Here is a 16,207-nt window from a genome sequence, read left to right as displayed (position 1 = left end):
GATAAACACTATCGCGCCAACAAACTTGTTCGCAGTCGGTGATCGGAGGCGTGATTGAAGGCCGCCGCGTCCTTCCTCTGGACAGGCCGCCGCCCCCAAAGAAAAAGGGCCGGACGTTTCCGTCCGACCCCCTTTCCGACAGGCTGGCTGTTACGCCGCCTTCGAGCGCGCGGCGCGCTTGCGCTCGTTGGGGTCCAGGAAGCGCTTGCGCAGACGGATCGACTTCGGGGTCACTTCGACCATTTCATCGTCGTCGATATAGGCGATGGCCTGTTCCAGCGTCATCTTCTTCGGCGGGGTCAGGCGGATGGCGTCATCCTTGCCGCCCGACGCGCGGAAGTTGGTCAGCTGCTTCGCCTTCATCGGGTTGACCTCGAGGTCATCCGTCTTGGCGTTCTCGCCGATGATCATGCCTTCGTACAGCGCTTCGCCATGGCCGACGAACAGGATGCCGCGCTCTTCGAGCGGACCCAGCGCATAGCCCTGCGCTTCGCCCGCGCCGTTCGAGATCAGGACGCCGTTCTTGCGACCCTCGATCTTGCCCTTGTGGGGGCCGTACTTCTCGAACAGGCGGTTCATGATGCCGGTGCCGCGCGTGTCCGACAGGAACTCGCCGTGATAGCCGATCATGCCACGCGACGGCGCGGAGAAGGTGATGCGGGTCTTGCCGCCGCCCGAGGGACGCATGTCGGTCATCTCGGCCTTGCGCAGGTTCATCTTCTCGACGACCGTGCCCGAATATTCCTCGTCCACGTCGATGATGACGGTTTCGTACGGCTCGGTCTTCTTGCCGTCCTCGTCCTCGCCGAACAGCACGCGCGGGCGGCTGATGCCCAGCTCGAAGCCTTCGCGGCGCATCGTCTCGATCAGAACGCCCAGCTGGAGTTCGCCGCGACCGGCAACCTCGAAGCTGTCGCGGTCGTCGCTCTCGGTGACCTTCACCGCGACGTTCGATTCCGCTTCGCGCATCAGGCGGTCGCGGATCATGCGGCTGGTGACCTTGGTGCCCTCACGGCCCGCCATCGGCGAGTCGTTGACCGCGAAACGCATCGACAGCGTCGGCGGATCGATCGGCTGCGCCTGAAGCGGCACGGTGACCGAGGTGTCGGCGATGGTGTTCGCCACGGTGGCGACCGCCAGACCGGCCAGCGAGATGATGTCGCCCGCCTTGGCTTCCTCGACCGGCACGCGGTCCAGGCCGCGGAACGACAGGATCTTCGACGCGCGGCCGGTTTCGATCACATTGCCCTCGGCGTCGAGCGCGTGGATCGCCTGGTTCAGCTTGACCGTGCCTGAATTGACGCGGCCGGTCAGGATGCGACCCAGGAAGTTGTCGCGGTCGAGCAGCGTCACCAGGAAGGTGAAGGGCACGTCCTCGACCTCGACCTTCGGCGCGGGGACGTGGTTCACGATCGTCTCGAACATCGGGATCAGCGTGCCTTCGCGCGCGTCCATGTCGGTCGAGGCATAGCCGTTGCGGCCCGAGGCATAGAGGACGGGGAAGTCCAGCTGCTCGTCATTCGCGTCGAGCGAGACGAACAGGTCGAACACTTCGTCCAGCACTTCCTGGATACGCGCGTCGGCGCGGTCGACCTTGTTGACGACGACGATGGGCTTCAGGCCCAGCGCCAGCGCCTTGCCGGTCACGAACTTCGTCTGCGGCATCGCGCCTTCCGACGAGTCGACCAGCAGGACGACGCCGTCGACCATCGACAGGATGCGCTCCACCTCGCCGCCGAAGTCGGCGTGGCCGGGGGTGTCGACGATGTTGATGCGGATCGACTCGTCGCTGCCCGGGGGAGTCCAGTCGACCGAGGTCGGCTTGGCGAGAATGGTGATCCCGCGCTCCTTTTCCAGGTCGTTGGAGTCCATCGCGCGCTCTTCCACGCGCTGGTTGTCACGGAAGGTGCCCGACTGGCGGAACAGCTGATCGACCAGGGTCGTCTTGCCATGGTCGACGTGCGCGATGATCGCCACGTTGCGGAGGCTCATGCAGGTTTCTCTTGTTCGGAGGGTATGTCGCCGCGCGCCATAGCCGAAAGCTGCGCAAAGCGAAAGGGCAGCGCGGATTTTGCAGCGCACAAAGGCTATAGGCGGGCAAAACGACGCCCATGCGAACAAGTTCCTCCCCTGCAAGGGGAGGTGTCAGCCCAAAGGGCTGACGGAGGGGTGTCACGGCCAGCGAGGATACCCCTCCACCATGCTGCGCATGGTCCCCGTCCCCTTGCAGGGGCAGGAATTTACTTTTGACGCGGCACGACCTTCAGCGTCCAGTCGGTGTCGGGCCGCAGATATTTCGCCGCCACCGCCTGGATGTCGGCGGGGCCGATCGAAACGAAATCCTTCGCCAGCCGCTGGGTCGCCTCGATCCGGCGGGAGTCGTAGGAGGCGCCCGCCAGCCGCTGCATCCAGAACTGGTTGCCCGACGACATCCGCATCAGCCGCTGCGCCATCGGGCGCTTGATCCGCTGCAACTCGTCGGCATCGATCGGATGCGCGGCAAGGTCGGTGGCGATGGCGCGCGCGGTCGACAGGAAGAAGTCGACCTTGTCGGGGGCGACCATGCCGATCGCGATCATCCGCCCGCCGCCGGGCAGGCCGAGCGGCCACTGGCTGCCGACCTGCGGGCTGTAGCTGGCCCCGGCCTGCGAACGGAGCCGGTCGAACAGCCGGTCCGAAAAGACCTGCGCCAGCACGTCCAGCCGGTTGCGGATCCGGTCGTCCCCCGCCCCGCCGCCGGTCGGCCAGGCGATCACCGCCGCCGCCTGGTCGGCGGGGCCGCCATGGGTGCGCACGATCGGCGTGGCGACATGCGCGGGGAAGCGGACCGGGGGCGCGGGCGACCCATCGACCTTGCGCGCGGGGATCGCGCCCAGGCTCTCGGCCACCGCCTTGATCGCCTCGTCCGCCTTCACGTCGCCGAACACCGACACCTCGATCGGGCCCGAGGCGAGCAAGGGCGCCCACAGCGCCTTGAACGACGCGGGGGTGACCGCCGCCACCGCCTCGCGCGGCGGGGTGCCCCAGCGCGGATCGCCGTCGCGCAGCAACCGCTCCAGATCGCGGCCCAGCACGCTGTCGGGCGAGGCGTCGAGCCCGTCATACCCCGCCAGCATCGCCGCCTTGGCCCGGTTGACCGGCGCGGCGTCCCAGCGCGGCGCGATCAGCTTGGCCGCCATCAGCTTCAGATTGTCGGCATAATCGTCGGGCGAACTCAGCGCGTTGAAGGCAAAGGCATCGTCCTCGATCCCAAAGTCCATCCCCATGCGCCGCCCGGCGGTCAGCCGGTCGAGATCGCCCTGGTCGAACTTGCCGATCCCGCCCGCCACCAGCGCCAGATCGGCCGCCCAGGCCGGGCTCTCGCGGTTGGCGGGCAGCGCGTCATAGCCACGCCCGAACCGGACGCGCAGATAGATGCGCGCCGTCTCGCCGTCATTCGCGAACAGCAACAGCCGCACGCCATTGGCGAAGGTGATCTTTTCCAGCCCCAGCGCATCGATCTTCTCGCGCGCCACGACCTTGCCCGGCGCGCCCAGCCTGGGCAACTGGGCGAAGCTGATCGTGCCCTGTCGGCGGCGCTGTTCGGCCAGCGGGCGGACATCGGCCTTCAGCGCGGCGGTCAGCCGGGCGACCGCATCGGCTTGCGCGGTGCGGGTGTTGACCAGCGCGCGCGTCGCGGTCCCCTGGAAGATCCGGCGCGTCGACGCCAGCACCGTATCGGGCGTGAACATCCGCGCCGCCACCGCCTGCTTCAAGATCTGATAGCTGCTCTCCGGCGCGGTCACGGTCTCGCGAATGTCGAGCGCGCCGACCATGTCGTCGGCCTGCTTGGCCCCCGCCTCGACCCGCGCGGTCTCGACCTCGGTGCGCAGGATCGCGTCGTAATCGGCGAGTTCACGGTCGATCTCGGCCTGGGTGGGCGCGGTCGCCATCGCATCGGCGATGACCGCGCGCACGTCCTTGAGCGCGGCCTCCCAATCCTCGCCGAGCGGCACGACGTTCACCGTCGTCATATTGGCCGAGCGGGACACGTCGTCGAGCGCGACGCTGGCCTGCAGGAAGCTGCCCCCCGCCCGCGCCCGGTTTTCCAGCCGGCGGCTGATCAGGCGGGCGGCCACCATGTCGACCATCCGCTTCTGGTTGAAGATCGCGGTGTCGTCGCGATACTGCCAGGGGCGCAGCACCCCCATCGCCACGGTCGGCGGCAGGGCGGGTTCGACCAGCGCGCCCGCCATCGGCGCATCGGCCCTGGGGCTGCCGAAATCGGGATCGGGCGGATTGGCGCCGACGCCCTGCCAGCTGCCGAAATTCCTGGTGACCAGCTGCGCCAGGACGAGCGGGTCCATGTCGCCCGAGATGACGACCACCGCGCGCTCGGGCCGATACCATCGGTCGTGGAACGCCCGTACGCTCTCCGGCGTCGCCGCCTCCAGCGTGGCGAGCTGCCCGATCGGCGACCGCTCCGCGAGCGGCTGGCCGGCGAAGAAGGTCTCGCGCAGCTTGTCCGAATAGCGGACCTGCGGCCCCGGCTGCTCGCGGCGCTCGGCCAGCACCACCGGCCGCTCGGCATTCAGCGATTGGGCGGTGATCGAGGGGGCCGCCATCATGCCCGCCAGGATCTTCAGGCTCTCGTCCAGCCCCGCTTCGGTCGCGCCGGGCAGGTCGAGCTGATAGACGGTCTGGGTCGGCGTGGTCGAGGCGTTGGAGTCCGAGCCGAAGGTCGCGCCCAGCCGCTGCCAGATCCGCTTGGCCTCGCCGTCGGGGACATATTGCGAGCCGCGGAACGACAGATGCTCGATCAGATGGGCAAAGCCGCGTTCCGGGTCGCGTTCGTTGAGCGACCCCGCATCGATCCGCACCCGCACCGCCACCTGCCCCGGCGGCACCCCGTTGCGCCGGACCGCGAAGCGCAGGCCATTGGCCAGCCGCCCGAACTTCCACGCCTTGTCCTGCGGCAGGTCGGAGCCCTTGTAGAGCCAGGCGCTCTGGTCGACGCCGGGGATGGGCGGCAGCGGCGCGAGCGGATCGCGCTCGGCGGGCGCGGCGGGCGCGGTCGCCACCGTGACGGGGACGGGCATCCCCTGCGGCACCGAACGCTGGTCCGTCGGGCCCGGCCGGGGGGCCTGGGCGATGACGGGAAGGGCCAGCCCGATCAGGACCGGCAGGGCAAGACTGCGCAACGCGCGGATCGTGAACGCCATGCCCCCCTCTTATCGCGGCGAACGCGCCACCGCCAGTCGCCCCCAAATCGCCCCAATCCCCCGTCCCGTGGCGCTCCCCGCCGGGTCGTCGCCATCATTTCGACCCATAGGCGGGCTAGTCCGGCGACACTGACCTTGCGGCAGGAGGACGGCCAACGTCCCCGGTGCAGGCGTCGAGGCCGGGGATATGAAGCGCGTGATGACCAAGTCGATGAATGCCGGAGTCCAGCGTCCTTCGCAGGGCGCAATATGGCATAAATCGGGCGCATGCGACGCGGATGCCCCCGCCCCCAGGGCCGACCTGTCGCTGGTCCCGCCCCAGCCCGCCCCGTTCCCGCCGACCGACGCGGCGGCGCGGCCGTCGCTCGGCCGGGCGATCGGCGCGCGGTTGCGGCACCTGCCCGACCGGGTGATCGCGGCCTCCTCGCTGGTCGCCAATGATCCGGTACTCGACGTGCGCGACTTCGGCTGGACGGCGGGGCTCCGTTGCCAGTGGACCGCGATCCGCGACGAGGTGCGCGCCGATCCGGCGGCCGGGGCGGACTGGCGCGCCTGCCCGCGCCTGGCGGCGATCGTCGCGGCGATTCCGGGGCTCCATGAAGCCCATATCGCCCGACTCGCGCCCGGTGCGCATGTCCCGCCCCGGCGCGGCGCGACCAAGGGGCTGATCACCTGCCATCTGGGGCTCGCCGTCCCGCGCGACGGCGATGCGCGGATGCGGGTGAAGGATCGCATCGTCCGTTGGGCCGAGGGCGAGACCCTGGTGTTCGACGACACCTATGTCCATGAAATGTGGAACGAGACGGGCGGGACCCGCACCGTCCTGGTCGTCCAGGCCGTCCGCCCGATGCGCCAGCCGGGACGCTGGATCGCCGAGTCGCTGTTGGGACTGGGGCAGCACGACCGCCCCGCCTAAAAATCCCGACCGGGGGCCCGTGACGCGGCGACGTTAATATTTTGGCAACCCGCCGACACCAATGGCAAGTCATTCTTTCCATTGGCTTTTGTCACAAAATTGTCATGAAAATCAAAAGTGTCGCCGCCCGCCTGATCGCCCCGATCCTGGTGTCCGTGATATTGCTCGCCAGCCTGTCGGGGGTGACGCTTCACCTCTCGCAGAGGGTGGCCGCCGCCAATGAAGCCGCGACCGATGCGGGCGCGCTGATGTTCCGGCTGGCGGAACTGCGCTCGCTCAGCCGGTCGTTGCAGCGCGATGCGCTCAACCTGGCGCTGGAGGAGGACCCGGCGGAGCGGCAGGTGATCCTGACCAAATTCATCAAGCGACTGGCCAGCTTCGGTGACGAGCTGGCGTCGCTGCGCCGCGCGCCGCCGGGATCGGTGTCGGCCGAGTATCTGGCGTCGCAGGACCAGGTGCGCGCCGAACTGGCGATCGCCGGGCGGCTGGCCAATGGCGGCGACCGGGCGGGCGGCCTGGCCCATTTCCGCCAGCGCGTCCGCCCCGCAGAGCGGCGCGCCTCCAGGATCGCCGACAGCCGGATCGACGCGCTGAAGGAGGACGTCGCCGCGCTTCACGACCGCGCCGCCGAGACCGCCGAACAGGGTCGCTGGATCCTGATCGGCGCGACCGTGATGCTGGCGGTGGTCGGGCTGGCCATGGGGCTGACCATCGCGCTGCGCACGGTGGTGCGCCCGCTGCACGACCTGCGCGCCGCAATGGGGGCGCTGGCCGCCGGGCGGACCGACATCGCCATCCCGCACGGATCGCGCGCGGACGAGGTGGGCGAGATGGCCCGCTCGATGGCGGCGTTTCGCGACCATCTGGCCGAGGCCGAGGCGGCCAAGGCGCGCCAGACCGACCTGATCGTGTCGAGCATCGGCCAGGGCCTGTCCGCGCTGGCGAAGGGGGACCTGACCGCCCGGATCGACGCGCCGCTGGAGGCGCCCTTCGCGCGGCTGAAGGCCGATTTCAACGGCGCGATGCTGGCCTTGCAGGCCGCCATGGCGGCGGTGGCGGGCACGGCGGACGGCATCCGGGCGGGCGCGATCGACATTCGCCAAGCCTCCGACGACCTGTCCCGCCGGACCGAGCAACAGGCCGCCAGCCTGGAGGAAACCGCCGCCGGGATGGACGAGGTCACCGCCACCGTCCGCCACGCCGCCGACGGTGCCGCCCGGGCCGCGCAGGTGGTCGAGCGGACCCGCAGCGAAGCGCGCGAGGGCGGCGCGGTGGTCGACCGCGCACGCGCCGCGATGGGCGACATCGAACACGCCTCGACCGAGATCGCCACGATCATCGGGGTGATCGACGGCATCGCCTTCCAGACCAATCTGCTCGCGCTCAACGCCGGGGTCGAAGCCGCGCGGGCGGGCGATGCGGGCAAGGGCTTCGCGGTCGTCGCGTCCGAGGTGCGCGCGCTGGCACAGCGTTCGGCGGATGCCGCGCGCGACGTGAAGGCGCGGATCCTGGCCAGCGCGGATCAGGTGCGCGTCGGCGTCGACCTGGTCGGCCAGACCGGCGACGCGCTGACCCGGATCAATCAGGGCATAAGCGAGATCGGCGCGCTGATGACCGGCATCGCCAAGGACACCGCGCATCAGGCGGGCAGCATGGGCCAGATCAACCTTGCGCTGACCGAGATGGACGGCGTCACCCAGCAAAATGCCGCAATGGTCGAACAGGCGACCGCCGCCGCGCGCACCCTGGCGCAGGAGGCGGAGGAGCTGAACGCGGCGATCGCCCGCTTCCGCCTGGCCGAGCCGCGCAGCGCCCGGCCGTCGGCGCCGCTGCACCTCGTCGCCTGAGGGGTCGTTTGGAAACGCGCTGGCAGCGCGTTCGGGCGGTGCCGGCCCGCTCCCCCACCCGGCCTCCCACAGAGTATCCTTGATGGGAGGCCGGGTGGGGGAGCGGGCCGGTGCCGCCGGAATCGGGTGGGGAGCATCATGGCTTGGGGATTCGAAACGCATCCTTTCCCCGCCCGTGCTTGATCCCCGTCGCGACCCGCGCCACATGGGGGACATGCTGATCGAGACCGAACCGACGCCCAATCCGGCGACGCTGAAATTCCTGCCCGGCCGCAAGGTCATGGACAGCGGCACCCGCGACTTCGCCTCGCCCGAGGAAGCCGCCGCCAGCCCGCTGGCCGAGGCGATCTTCAACCTGGGCGACGTGACCGGCGTGTTCTTCGGCCGCGACTTCGTCTCGGTCACGGTCGCGCCCGGCACCGACTGGTCGGATGTGAAGCCCGATGTGCTGGGCATCCTGCTCGACCATTTCTCGGCACAGATGCCACTGTTCAGGCAGGGCGCGGCCGACTTCGCGGTTCCGGGCGAGGAAGAGGCGTTCGCCGACGATCCCGAGGATGCCGACATCGTCGCGCAGATCCGCGAACTGATCGACACGCGCGTCCGGCCCGCGGTCGCCAATGACGGCGGCGACATCGTCTATCGCGGCTTCGACAAGGGCAAGGTCTATCTCAAGATGCAGGGCGCCTGCGCGGGTTGCCCCTCCTCCACCGCGACGCTCAAGAACGGCATCGAGCAGCTGCTGCGCCATTATGTCCCCGAAGTCACCGAAGTGAGGGCCGTCTGATGAACCCGATCGACGACGCCAGCCTCGACCGGCTGTTCCGCGAAGGCCGGACCTTCAACCATTATCTCGACACGCCTGTCGGCGAGGACGAGATTCGCGCGGTCTGGGACCTGATGAAGATGGCCCCGACCTCGACCAACCAGAGCCCGGCGCGCATGGTCTGGTGCCTGAGCCAGGAGGCGAAGGACAGGCTGGCCGACTGCGCGACGGGCAGCAATGCGGACAAGATCCGCGCCGCCCCCGCCGCCGTGGTGATCGGCATGGATGTCAATTTCCACGAAAACCTGCCGCAGCTTTTCCCGCATGTCGATGCCAAGAGCTGGTTCGACGGCAATACCGAGCTGCGCGAAGCCTCCGCCTTCCGCAACAGCTCGCTTCAGGGCGCCTATCTGATCCTGGCCGCGCGTGCACTGGGGCTGGATACCGGCGCGATGTCGGGCTTCGACCAGGGCGCGGTGGACAAGGCGTTCTTCGCCGACCAGCCGGGCGTGCGGTCCAACTTCATCGCCACGATCGGCTATGGCGACCGCAGCACGCTGCACCCGCGCAATCCCCGCCTGTCGTTCGAACAGGCCAACCGGATCGTCTGAGCCCATCTTGCGCACGCTGGTCATCGACACCGCCACCGCCGCCTGCTCGGTCGCCCTTCTGGAGGGCGAGCGGGTGATCGGCCATGCCCATGACGTCGTCGGGCGCGGCCATGCCGAAAAGCTGGTGCCGATGATCGCCGCGCTGCCCGATGGCGGCCGGGCGGCGCGCATTCTGGTCGATTGCGGCCCCGGCAGCTTCACCGGCATCCGGGTCGGCATCGCCGCCGCGCGCGGGCTGGCGCTGGGCTGGGGCGTCGGCGCCACCGGCTATCACTCGCTGGCGCTGGTCGCCGCCGCCGCCTTTGCGACGCGGACGGACGAGGCGCTGACCGTCGTGCTGGAGGGCGGGCATGGCGAGGTGTTCGTCCAGGCCTTTGCCCGCGACCTGACGCCGCTCTCCCCCTTCGCCTCGATGAAGCCCGATGCCGCGCTCGCCGCGCTGGAGGGCCGGGTGGCGGTCGGCAACGGCGTGCGCTGGCTGACCGCGCTCGCCCCCGACCTGCCGGTGGTCGAGGCGCTGCCCGATGCGTCCGAGGCGTGGCGGCTGCCGCCGGAGCTGGTCGGCTTGACGCCGCGCCCCGTCTATGGCCGCGCGCCCGATGCCAAGCTGCCCGGCGGCATCACCCCGCCCGGGCTCGCCGCCTGATGGCCAGCCTCAGCGTGCAGCTGCGCGCCGGGGATGCCCGCGATGCTGGCGCGGCCGAGCAGGTCATGGCCGCCGCCTTCGATCCGCAATGGGGCGAGGCCTGGACGCGGGCCCAGCTGCTGGGCGTGATGGCGATGCCCGGCGTCCATCTGCTGATCGCCGCGGCGGGCGGCGAACCGGCGGGCTTCGCGCTGACCCGCGCCGTGATGGACGAGGCCGAGCTGCTGCTGCTGGGCGTCGTCCCCGATCATCGCCGCCATGGGATCGCCAGCGCGCTGATCCGCTCGGTGATCGCCGACTGCGCCGCATCGGGGGTGGTGACGCTGCACCTGGAGGTCCGCTCGAACAATCCGGCCGTGCTGTTCTATACCGCGCACGGCTTTGCCAAATGCGGCGAACGGCGCAATTATTACAAGGGTGCGGACGGGCGGCATTACGATGCCCACACCTATGCCCGCGCCATCGGCTGACCCGATCACAGTTTCCGGGTTATTGCGAGTCGCTATCCCCTTTTCGCAATTAGGCTTTGCGCGTAGAGAGGGGGTCAGCCCGAGGAGTTGAACGTTACCATGGCCCGCAAAATCGATCTTGAAGCGCTGTGCGCGCAAAAGGGACTGCGCATCACCGAACAGCGCCGCGTGATCGCCCGCGTCCTGTCGGAAGCGGAGGACCATCCCGATGTGGAAAAGGTCTATGAGCGCGCCGCCAAGATCGATCCGGGCATCTCGATCGCGACGGTGTACCGCACCGTCCGCCTGTTCGAGGAAGCCGGCATCCTGGACCGCCACGATTTCGGCGACGGCCGCGCCCGCTACGAACCCTCGCCCGAGGCGCATCACGATCACCTGATCGATGTCGAGACCGGCCGCGTGATCGAGTTCGTCGACCCCGAGCTGGAACAGCTGCAAAAGGCGATCGCCGAGAAGCTGGGCTTCCGCCTGGTCGACCACCGGATGGAGCTTTACGGCGTCAGCCTCGACCGCAAGGGATGACGGCGAGCGTCGCCTCGTTCGATGCCGACCACCAGGGCGGCCTGCGTGCAGCGGGTCGCCTTTCGTGCATTATCGGCACCCTACTGGTCGCGCTGGTGCTGCATGGGGCCTGGCGGGCGCTCGGACGCCGCTCGCCCTGGCCGCGCCGGTTCCTGCGTCGGGTCGCGATCATCCTGGGCGCGGATATTCGGGTCACCGGCACCCCGCTCCGGCGGGATGCGATGATCGCGGCCAATCACCTGAGCTGGATGGACATCCTGCTGCTGGCGGGCACATCGGGCACCCGCTTCGTCGCCAAGGCGGAGGTGGCGGCGCTGCCGCTGATCGGCTGGCTGGCGGGGCTCAACCGCACCTTGTTCGTCGCGCGCGGCGACCGCCTGGGGGTCGGCGATCAGGTAGCGACCATCCGTGCCGCGCTGACCGAGGGGCAGCCGCTGGCGATCTTTCCGGAGGGGACGACGGGCGACGATCTGCACCTCCTGCCCTTCAAGCCCGCGTTGTTCGCCGCCTTGGTCCCGCCCATCCCCGGCATTCGCGTCCAGCCGGTGCGGATCGACTATGCTGCGGCAGCGGCCGATCTGGCCTGGCTGGGCGACGATGCGGGCGACGCCCATGCCAGACGGGTGCTGCGGCGACCGGGGCGCTTCGTGGTGACGCTTCATTATCTGGAGCCGTTCGACCCCGCCGATTTCCCTGACCGCAAGGCGATCGCCACCGAGGCCCGGGCGCGCATCGCCGCGTCCTGACCCGTTTGTCGCACCGTGCGGGGGCCCTGTCCTGCCCGGCGCGACGCCCCCATCGCCGACGCTGGCGAGGCCCCGCGATTTGCGATAGGAGGCGCGTCATGCCCGCATCTCCCAAGACCTTCCACGTCAAGTCCTTCGGCTGCCAGATGAACGTCTATGACGGCGAGCGCATGGCCGAGCTGATGGCCGCGCAAGGCCTGTCCGCGACCGACGATGCCGGTGCCGCCGATCTGGTGGTGCTCAACACCTGCCACATCCGCGAACGCGCGACCGAGCGCGTCTATTCGGAGATCGGCCGTATCCGCAAGGACGCCGCCGACGAAGGCCGCAAGCCGATGATCGCGGTCGCCGGCTGCGTCGCGCAGGCCGAAGGGCCCGAGATCGTCCGCCGCGCCAAGGTCGATGTGGTGGTCGGCCCGCAGGCCTATCACAACCTGCCCGACCTGGTCGCCAGGGCGGCGGCGGGCGAGGCCGCGCTCGACACCGACATGCCGGTCGAATCGAAATTCGTCCACCTGCCCGGCCGTCGCAAGGTCGGCCCCTCGGCCTTCCTGACCGTGCAGGAGGGCTGCGACAAATTCTGCACCTATTGCGTGGTGCCCTATACGCGCGGGGCGGAGGTCAGCCGCTCCTATTCGGCGATCATGGACGAGGCGCGCGCACTGGTCGATGCGGGCGCGCGCGAGATCACGCTGCTGGGCCAGAACGTCAATGCCTGGAACGACGCCGACGACCGGGGCCTGCACGGGCTGATCCGCGAGCTGGACCGGATTCCGGGGCTTCACCGCATCCGCTATACGACCAGCCATCCCAACGACATGACGCAGGGGCTGATCGACGCGCACCGCGACGTCGAGAGCCTGATGCCCTTCCTCCACCTGCCGGTCCAGTCGGGCAGCGACCGCATCCTGAAGGCGATGAACCGCCAGCATAGCCGCGACAGCTATATGCGGGTGATCGACCGGGTCCGCGAAGCGCGCCCCGACATCGCGCTGTCGGGCGATTTCATCGTCGGCTTTCCGGGGGAGACCGAGGCGGAGTTCGCCGACACGCTGAGCCTTGTCGACGCGATGGGCCATGCGCAGGCATTCAGCTTCAAATATTCCCCCCGCCCCGGCACCCCCGCCGCGACCATGGCCGACCAGGTCCCCGCCGAGGTGATGGACGACCGGCTCCAGCGCCTCCAGGCCGCGCTCAACCGCGACCAGCACGCCTTCAACATGGCGAGCGTCGGGCGGACCTGCACCGTCCTGATCGAGCGGCGCGGCAAGCTGCCCGGCCAGATGCTCGGCAAGTCGCCCTGGTTGCAGTCGGTCCACCTGATCGGCGACCACCAGATCGGCGATCTGGTCGAGGTGGAACTGGTCGCGGCGGGCCCGAACTCGCTGACCGGGCAGGCCAAGGTGAAGGCGGCGGCGTAAGCCGTCCCCCTACCTCTGTTCGGGCCGGGCGAAGGCGAAGCCCACGCGACGATGTTTGTTCACGCGAAGACGCGAAGGCGCGAAGTGAAGCCGGTCACCGACAGCGCATCCCGCTCTCGCGACCGGAAGACCTATCGAAACGGTCGAGAGGGATAGGCCGCCTTCGCCCGCGATACGACATCATCGCGTCTTCGCGTCTTCGCGCGAACCAAATCTTCTGATCGCGCAGAGGCGCAGAGAGCGCAGAGGAAGAAGAGGGTCTGCCGATCGCAAAGGGGTGCTCTTCTTCTCTGCGTCCTCCGCGCCTCTGCGCGCGAAAAACCGTCCCTCCGACACACCTATGTCATGCAATTTCGCTGGCGTTCCGTGCCCCGCCATCCCATCTTGGCGGGACAACAGACGGTGAAAGGACCGCATGAGCCGCAAGCCCCTCCCCGCCCAGGCCGGTGAACGCAGCCGGGCGGAACTCAGCTTCGACAAGCCGCAAGTGCTGGCGCAGCTGTTCGGCCAATATGACCGCAATCTGGTCGCGTTGGAAAATCGATTGGGCGTCTACATCACCGCGCGCGGCAACCGCGTCGGGCTGGAGGGGACCTCGGAGCAGGTGGCGCTGGCCCGCGACGTGCTGAACGACCTCTATGCCCGTATCCAGCGCGGCGAGGAGGTCGATACCGGCCTGGTCGACGCCGCGATCGCGATGGCCTCCGAACCGACGCTCGATGGCATCCTCAGCGCCGAGCGGACGTCCGCCCCGCCGATCATGATCCGCACGCGCAAGAAGACGATCGTCCCGCGCACGCCCGCCCAGGCGCATTATATGAAGCAGCTCGTGTCCAACGACATGATCTTCGCGCTCGGCCCGGCGGGCACCGGCAAGACCTATGTCGCGGTCGCGCAGGCGGTGGCGCAGCTCATCACCGGCTCCGTCCAGCGGCTGATCCTGTCGCGCCCCGCGGTCGAGGCGGGCGAGCGGCTGGGCTTCCTGCCCGGCGACATGAAGGAGAAGGTCGATCCCTATCTCCGTCCGCTCTACGACGCGCTCTACGACTGCCTGCCCGCCGAGCAGGTGGAGCGGCGGATCGCCAGTGGCGAGATCGAGATCGCGCCGATCGCCTTCATGCGCGGCCGGACGCTGGCCGATGCCTTCGTCATCCTCGACGAGGCGCAGAACACCACCCCTGCGCAGATGAAGATGTTCCTGACCCGCTTCGGCCAGAACAGCCGGATGGTGATCTGCGGCGATCCCAACCAAGTCGACTTGCCCGGCGGCGTCGCGGCCTCGGGCCTGGCGGATGCGGTGCGGCGCCTGGAGGGCGTGGAGGGAATCGCGATGAGCCGCTTCACCGCCGCCGACGTGGTGCGCCATCCCATCGTCGGGCGGATCGTCGATGCCTATGAAGGGCCGAATGCCTGACGGCCTCGTCCTTTCGTTGGCGTAACGCCGGAACTGTTGATAGGGGGCGGCGATTTACCGTCCGACCGCCCCCGCCGCCCCTGAAAGGCCCCGATGATCGAGATTGCGCTGATCCATGAAGAGCCCTGGTCCGGCGACGAGGACCAGTGGACCGCGCTCGCCACCCGCGCCGCCCGCGCCGCGATCGAGCGGACGCCGCATGGCCCCCTGCTGACCACCCCCGCGATCATCGAGATCTCGGTCCGGCTGACCAGCGATGACGAGGTGCACGCGCTCAATCGCCAGTATCGGCAAAAGGACAAGTCGACCAACGTCCTGTCCTTCCCGATGGTCCAGCCCGACCTGATCGAGACGGTCACGCAGAATTCGGACGATGGCGAGGTGCTGCTGGGCGACATCGTTCTGGCGCATGGCGTGTGCGTCGCCGAGGCGGCCGAACGCGGGATCGCGACCGAAACCCATGCGACTCATCTGCTGGTGCACGGCGTGCTTCATCTGCTAGGCTATGACCATATGCAGGATGACGAGGCCGAAGCGATGGAAGCGATCGAGCGCGACGCGCTGGCCAGCCTCGGCATCGCCGACCCCTATCTGATACGCGAGGACTGACACCCCCCGATGGCCGACGGCCCCAGTAGCAGCACCGGCAACGGTGACTCCCACGAATCCGGTATCTGGCAGGGGCTGAAATCCCTGATCTTCGGCGGCGATCAGGAAGAATCGCTGCGCGACCAGCTGGAAGAGGCGATCGACCGGCACGAGGACGATCCCGGCCCCGACGCCAAGGGCGACCTGACCCCGCTGGAGCGGCAGATGGTCCGCAACCTCCTGCATTTCGGCGAGCGCGACGCGGGCGATGTGGGCGTCCCCCGCGCCGACATCATCGCGATCGAGGAGCGGACGACCTTCGACCATCTCGTCCAGATCTTTGCCGAGGCCGGGCATAGCCGTCTGCCCGTCTATCGCGAGACGCTCGACCAGATCATCGGCATGGTCCATATCAAGGACGTGTTCAACATCCTGGCGACCGGCGCGGAGCATCCCGCCACCCTCGCCGGGCTGATCCGCGATCCGCTCTATGTGCCGATGTCGCGCGGCGCGCTCGATCTGCTCGCCGACATGCGCCAGAAGCGGGTGCATCTGGCGGTGGTGCTCGACGAATATTCGGGCACCGAGGGGCTCGTCACCATTGAGGACCTGATCGAGGAAATCGTCGGCGAGATCGAGGACGAGCATGACGAGGCGCCGCAGGCGCTGCTCGTGCCGCTCGACGGCGGGGCCTGGGACGCCGATGCGCGGGTCGGGCTGGAGGAGGTCGCGCGCACCGTCGACCCCGCGCTCGAAGAGGCGGAGGACGATGTCGACACGCTGGGCGGCCTGACCGCGGTGATGGCGGGACAGGTGCCGCCGGTAGGCACGTGCCTCGACCATCCCAGCGGCTGGCGGATCGAGGTGACGGAAGCCGACGAGCGCCGCATCCACCGCCTGCGCCTGCATCCTGCGGTGGTGGCGGCGGAGGAGTGATCCGCGCCTGACGAGCCGGGGAGCGCGACGCCTGCCTGGCGCTGTTCGACGGTAACAGCGCCCCCTATATTTCGCCGTCCAGGCGGGCCGATTTTGCGCATTTCCTCGACCATGAGGCTGCGC

The 16,207-nt window shown here is 69.1% G+C and carries 14 protein-coding genes; 12 read left to right on the top strand and 2 right to left on the bottom strand.

The window, feature by feature from the left end; translation table 11 throughout:
* Window positions 1-150: 150 nt before the first annotated feature.
* Both typA and QE385_RS14100 read right to left on the bottom strand, forming a co-directional pair.
* Entirely contained in the window at window positions 151-1,992 is a 1,842-nt protein-coding gene (gene typA / locus QE385_RS14105) for a translational GTPase TypA (protein WP_307102873.1), read from the bottom strand.
* A gap of 248 nt (window positions 1,993-2,240) precedes the next feature.
* The gene (locus QE385_RS14100; RefSeq protein WP_307102871.1) at window positions 2,241-5,201 is read right to left on the bottom strand and encodes a pitrilysin family protein; all 2,961 of its coding nucleotides are present in this window, start codon (window positions 5,199-5,201) and stop codon (window positions 2,241-2,243) included.
* A 199-nt stretch (window positions 5,202-5,400) separates the two neighbouring features.
* Here QE385_RS14100 and QE385_RS14095 point away from each other — a divergent pair, with 199 nt between their 5' ends.
* The 12 genes from QE385_RS14095 (at window position 5,401) to QE385_RS14040 (ending at window position 16,084) form a co-directional block, all read left to right on the top strand.
* Window positions 5,401-6,117, top strand: a complete 717-nt coding sequence (locus QE385_RS14095; protein WP_307102869.1) for an aspartyl/asparaginyl beta-hydroxylase domain-containing protein — start codon at window positions 5,401-5,403, stop codon at window positions 6,115-6,117.
* A 104-nt stretch (window positions 6,118-6,221) separates the two neighbouring features.
* Window positions 6,222-7,964: a methyl-accepting chemotaxis protein gene (locus tag QE385_RS14090; RefSeq protein WP_307102868.1), complete on the top strand. Its 1,743-nt coding sequence runs from the start codon at window positions 6,222-6,224 to the stop codon at window positions 7,962-7,964.
* A 214-nt stretch (window positions 7,965-8,178) separates the two neighbouring features.
* Window positions 8,179-8,751, top strand: coding sequence for a NifU family protein (locus QE385_RS14085; protein ID WP_307102865.1), 573 nt, complete (start codon window positions 8,179-8,181; stop codon window positions 8,749-8,751).
* Complete coding sequence (locus tag QE385_RS14080; protein WP_307102863.1) at window positions 8,751-9,341, top strand: malonic semialdehyde reductase; 591 nt, start codon at window positions 8,751-8,753, stop codon at window positions 9,339-9,341. Before QE385_RS14085 ends, QE385_RS14080 begins: the two co-directional genes overlap by 1 nt.
* A 7-nt stretch (window positions 9,342-9,348) precedes the next feature.
* Window positions 9,349-9,987 carry a tRNA (adenosine(37)-N6)-threonylcarbamoyltransferase complex dimerization subunit type 1 TsaB gene (gene tsaB / locus QE385_RS14075; RefSeq protein ID WP_307102861.1) on the top strand — a complete coding sequence of 213 codons (639 nt, stop codon included), beginning with the start codon at window positions 9,349-9,351 and terminating at the stop codon, window positions 9,985-9,987.
* Window positions 9,987-10,457 carry a GNAT family N-acetyltransferase gene (locus QE385_RS14070; protein ID WP_307102859.1) on the top strand — a complete coding sequence of 157 codons (471 nt, stop codon included), beginning with the start codon at window positions 9,987-9,989 and terminating at the stop codon, window positions 10,455-10,457. Before tsaB ends, QE385_RS14070 begins: the two co-directional genes overlap by 1 nt.
* Before the next feature lie 99 nt (window positions 10,458-10,556).
* A complete protein-coding gene (locus QE385_RS14065; protein ID WP_007406973.1) occupies window positions 10,557-10,979 on the top strand; it encodes a Fur family transcriptional regulator in 423 nt (140 codons plus the stop codon).
* The gene (locus tag QE385_RS14060) at window positions 10,976-11,725 is read left to right on the top strand and encodes a 1-acyl-sn-glycerol-3-phosphate acyltransferase (RefSeq protein ID WP_307102857.1); all 750 of its coding nucleotides are present in this window, start codon (window positions 10,976-10,978) and stop codon (window positions 11,723-11,725) included. Before QE385_RS14065 ends, QE385_RS14060 begins: the two co-directional genes overlap by 4 nt.
* 98 nt (window positions 11,726-11,823) lie before the next feature.
* On the top strand, window positions 11,824-13,146 hold the full coding sequence (gene miaB, locus QE385_RS14055; RefSeq protein WP_307102855.1) for a tRNA (N6-isopentenyl adenosine(37)-C2)-methylthiotransferase MiaB: 1,323 nt from the start codon (window positions 11,824-11,826) through the stop codon (window positions 13,144-13,146).
* Window positions 13,147-13,561: 415 nt separating this feature from the next.
* Window positions 13,562-14,560, top strand: a complete 999-nt coding sequence (locus QE385_RS14050) for a PhoH family protein (RefSeq protein ID WP_307102852.1) — start codon at window positions 13,562-13,564, stop codon at window positions 14,558-14,560.
* A 93-nt stretch (window positions 14,561-14,653) separates the two neighbouring features.
* A complete protein-coding gene (gene ybeY / locus QE385_RS14045; protein ID WP_307102851.1) occupies window positions 14,654-15,169 on the top strand; it encodes an rRNA maturation RNase YbeY in 516 nt (171 codons plus the stop codon).
* A 9-nt stretch (window positions 15,170-15,178) separates the two neighbouring features.
* Window positions 15,179-16,084 (top strand): hemolysin family protein, encoded by a 906-nt coding sequence (locus tag QE385_RS14040; protein ID WP_307102849.1) that lies wholly within the window; start codon window positions 15,179-15,181, stop codon window positions 16,082-16,084.
* Window positions 16,085-16,207: the final 123 nt, after the last annotated feature.

The sequence above is a fragment of the Sphingomonas sp. SORGH_AS_0950 genome (genome assembly GCF_030818415.1).
Lineage (GTDB): Bacteria > Pseudomonadota > Alphaproteobacteria > Sphingomonadales > Sphingomonadaceae > Sphingomonas.
This window is presented reverse-complemented; position numbering and strand designations above follow the sequence as displayed.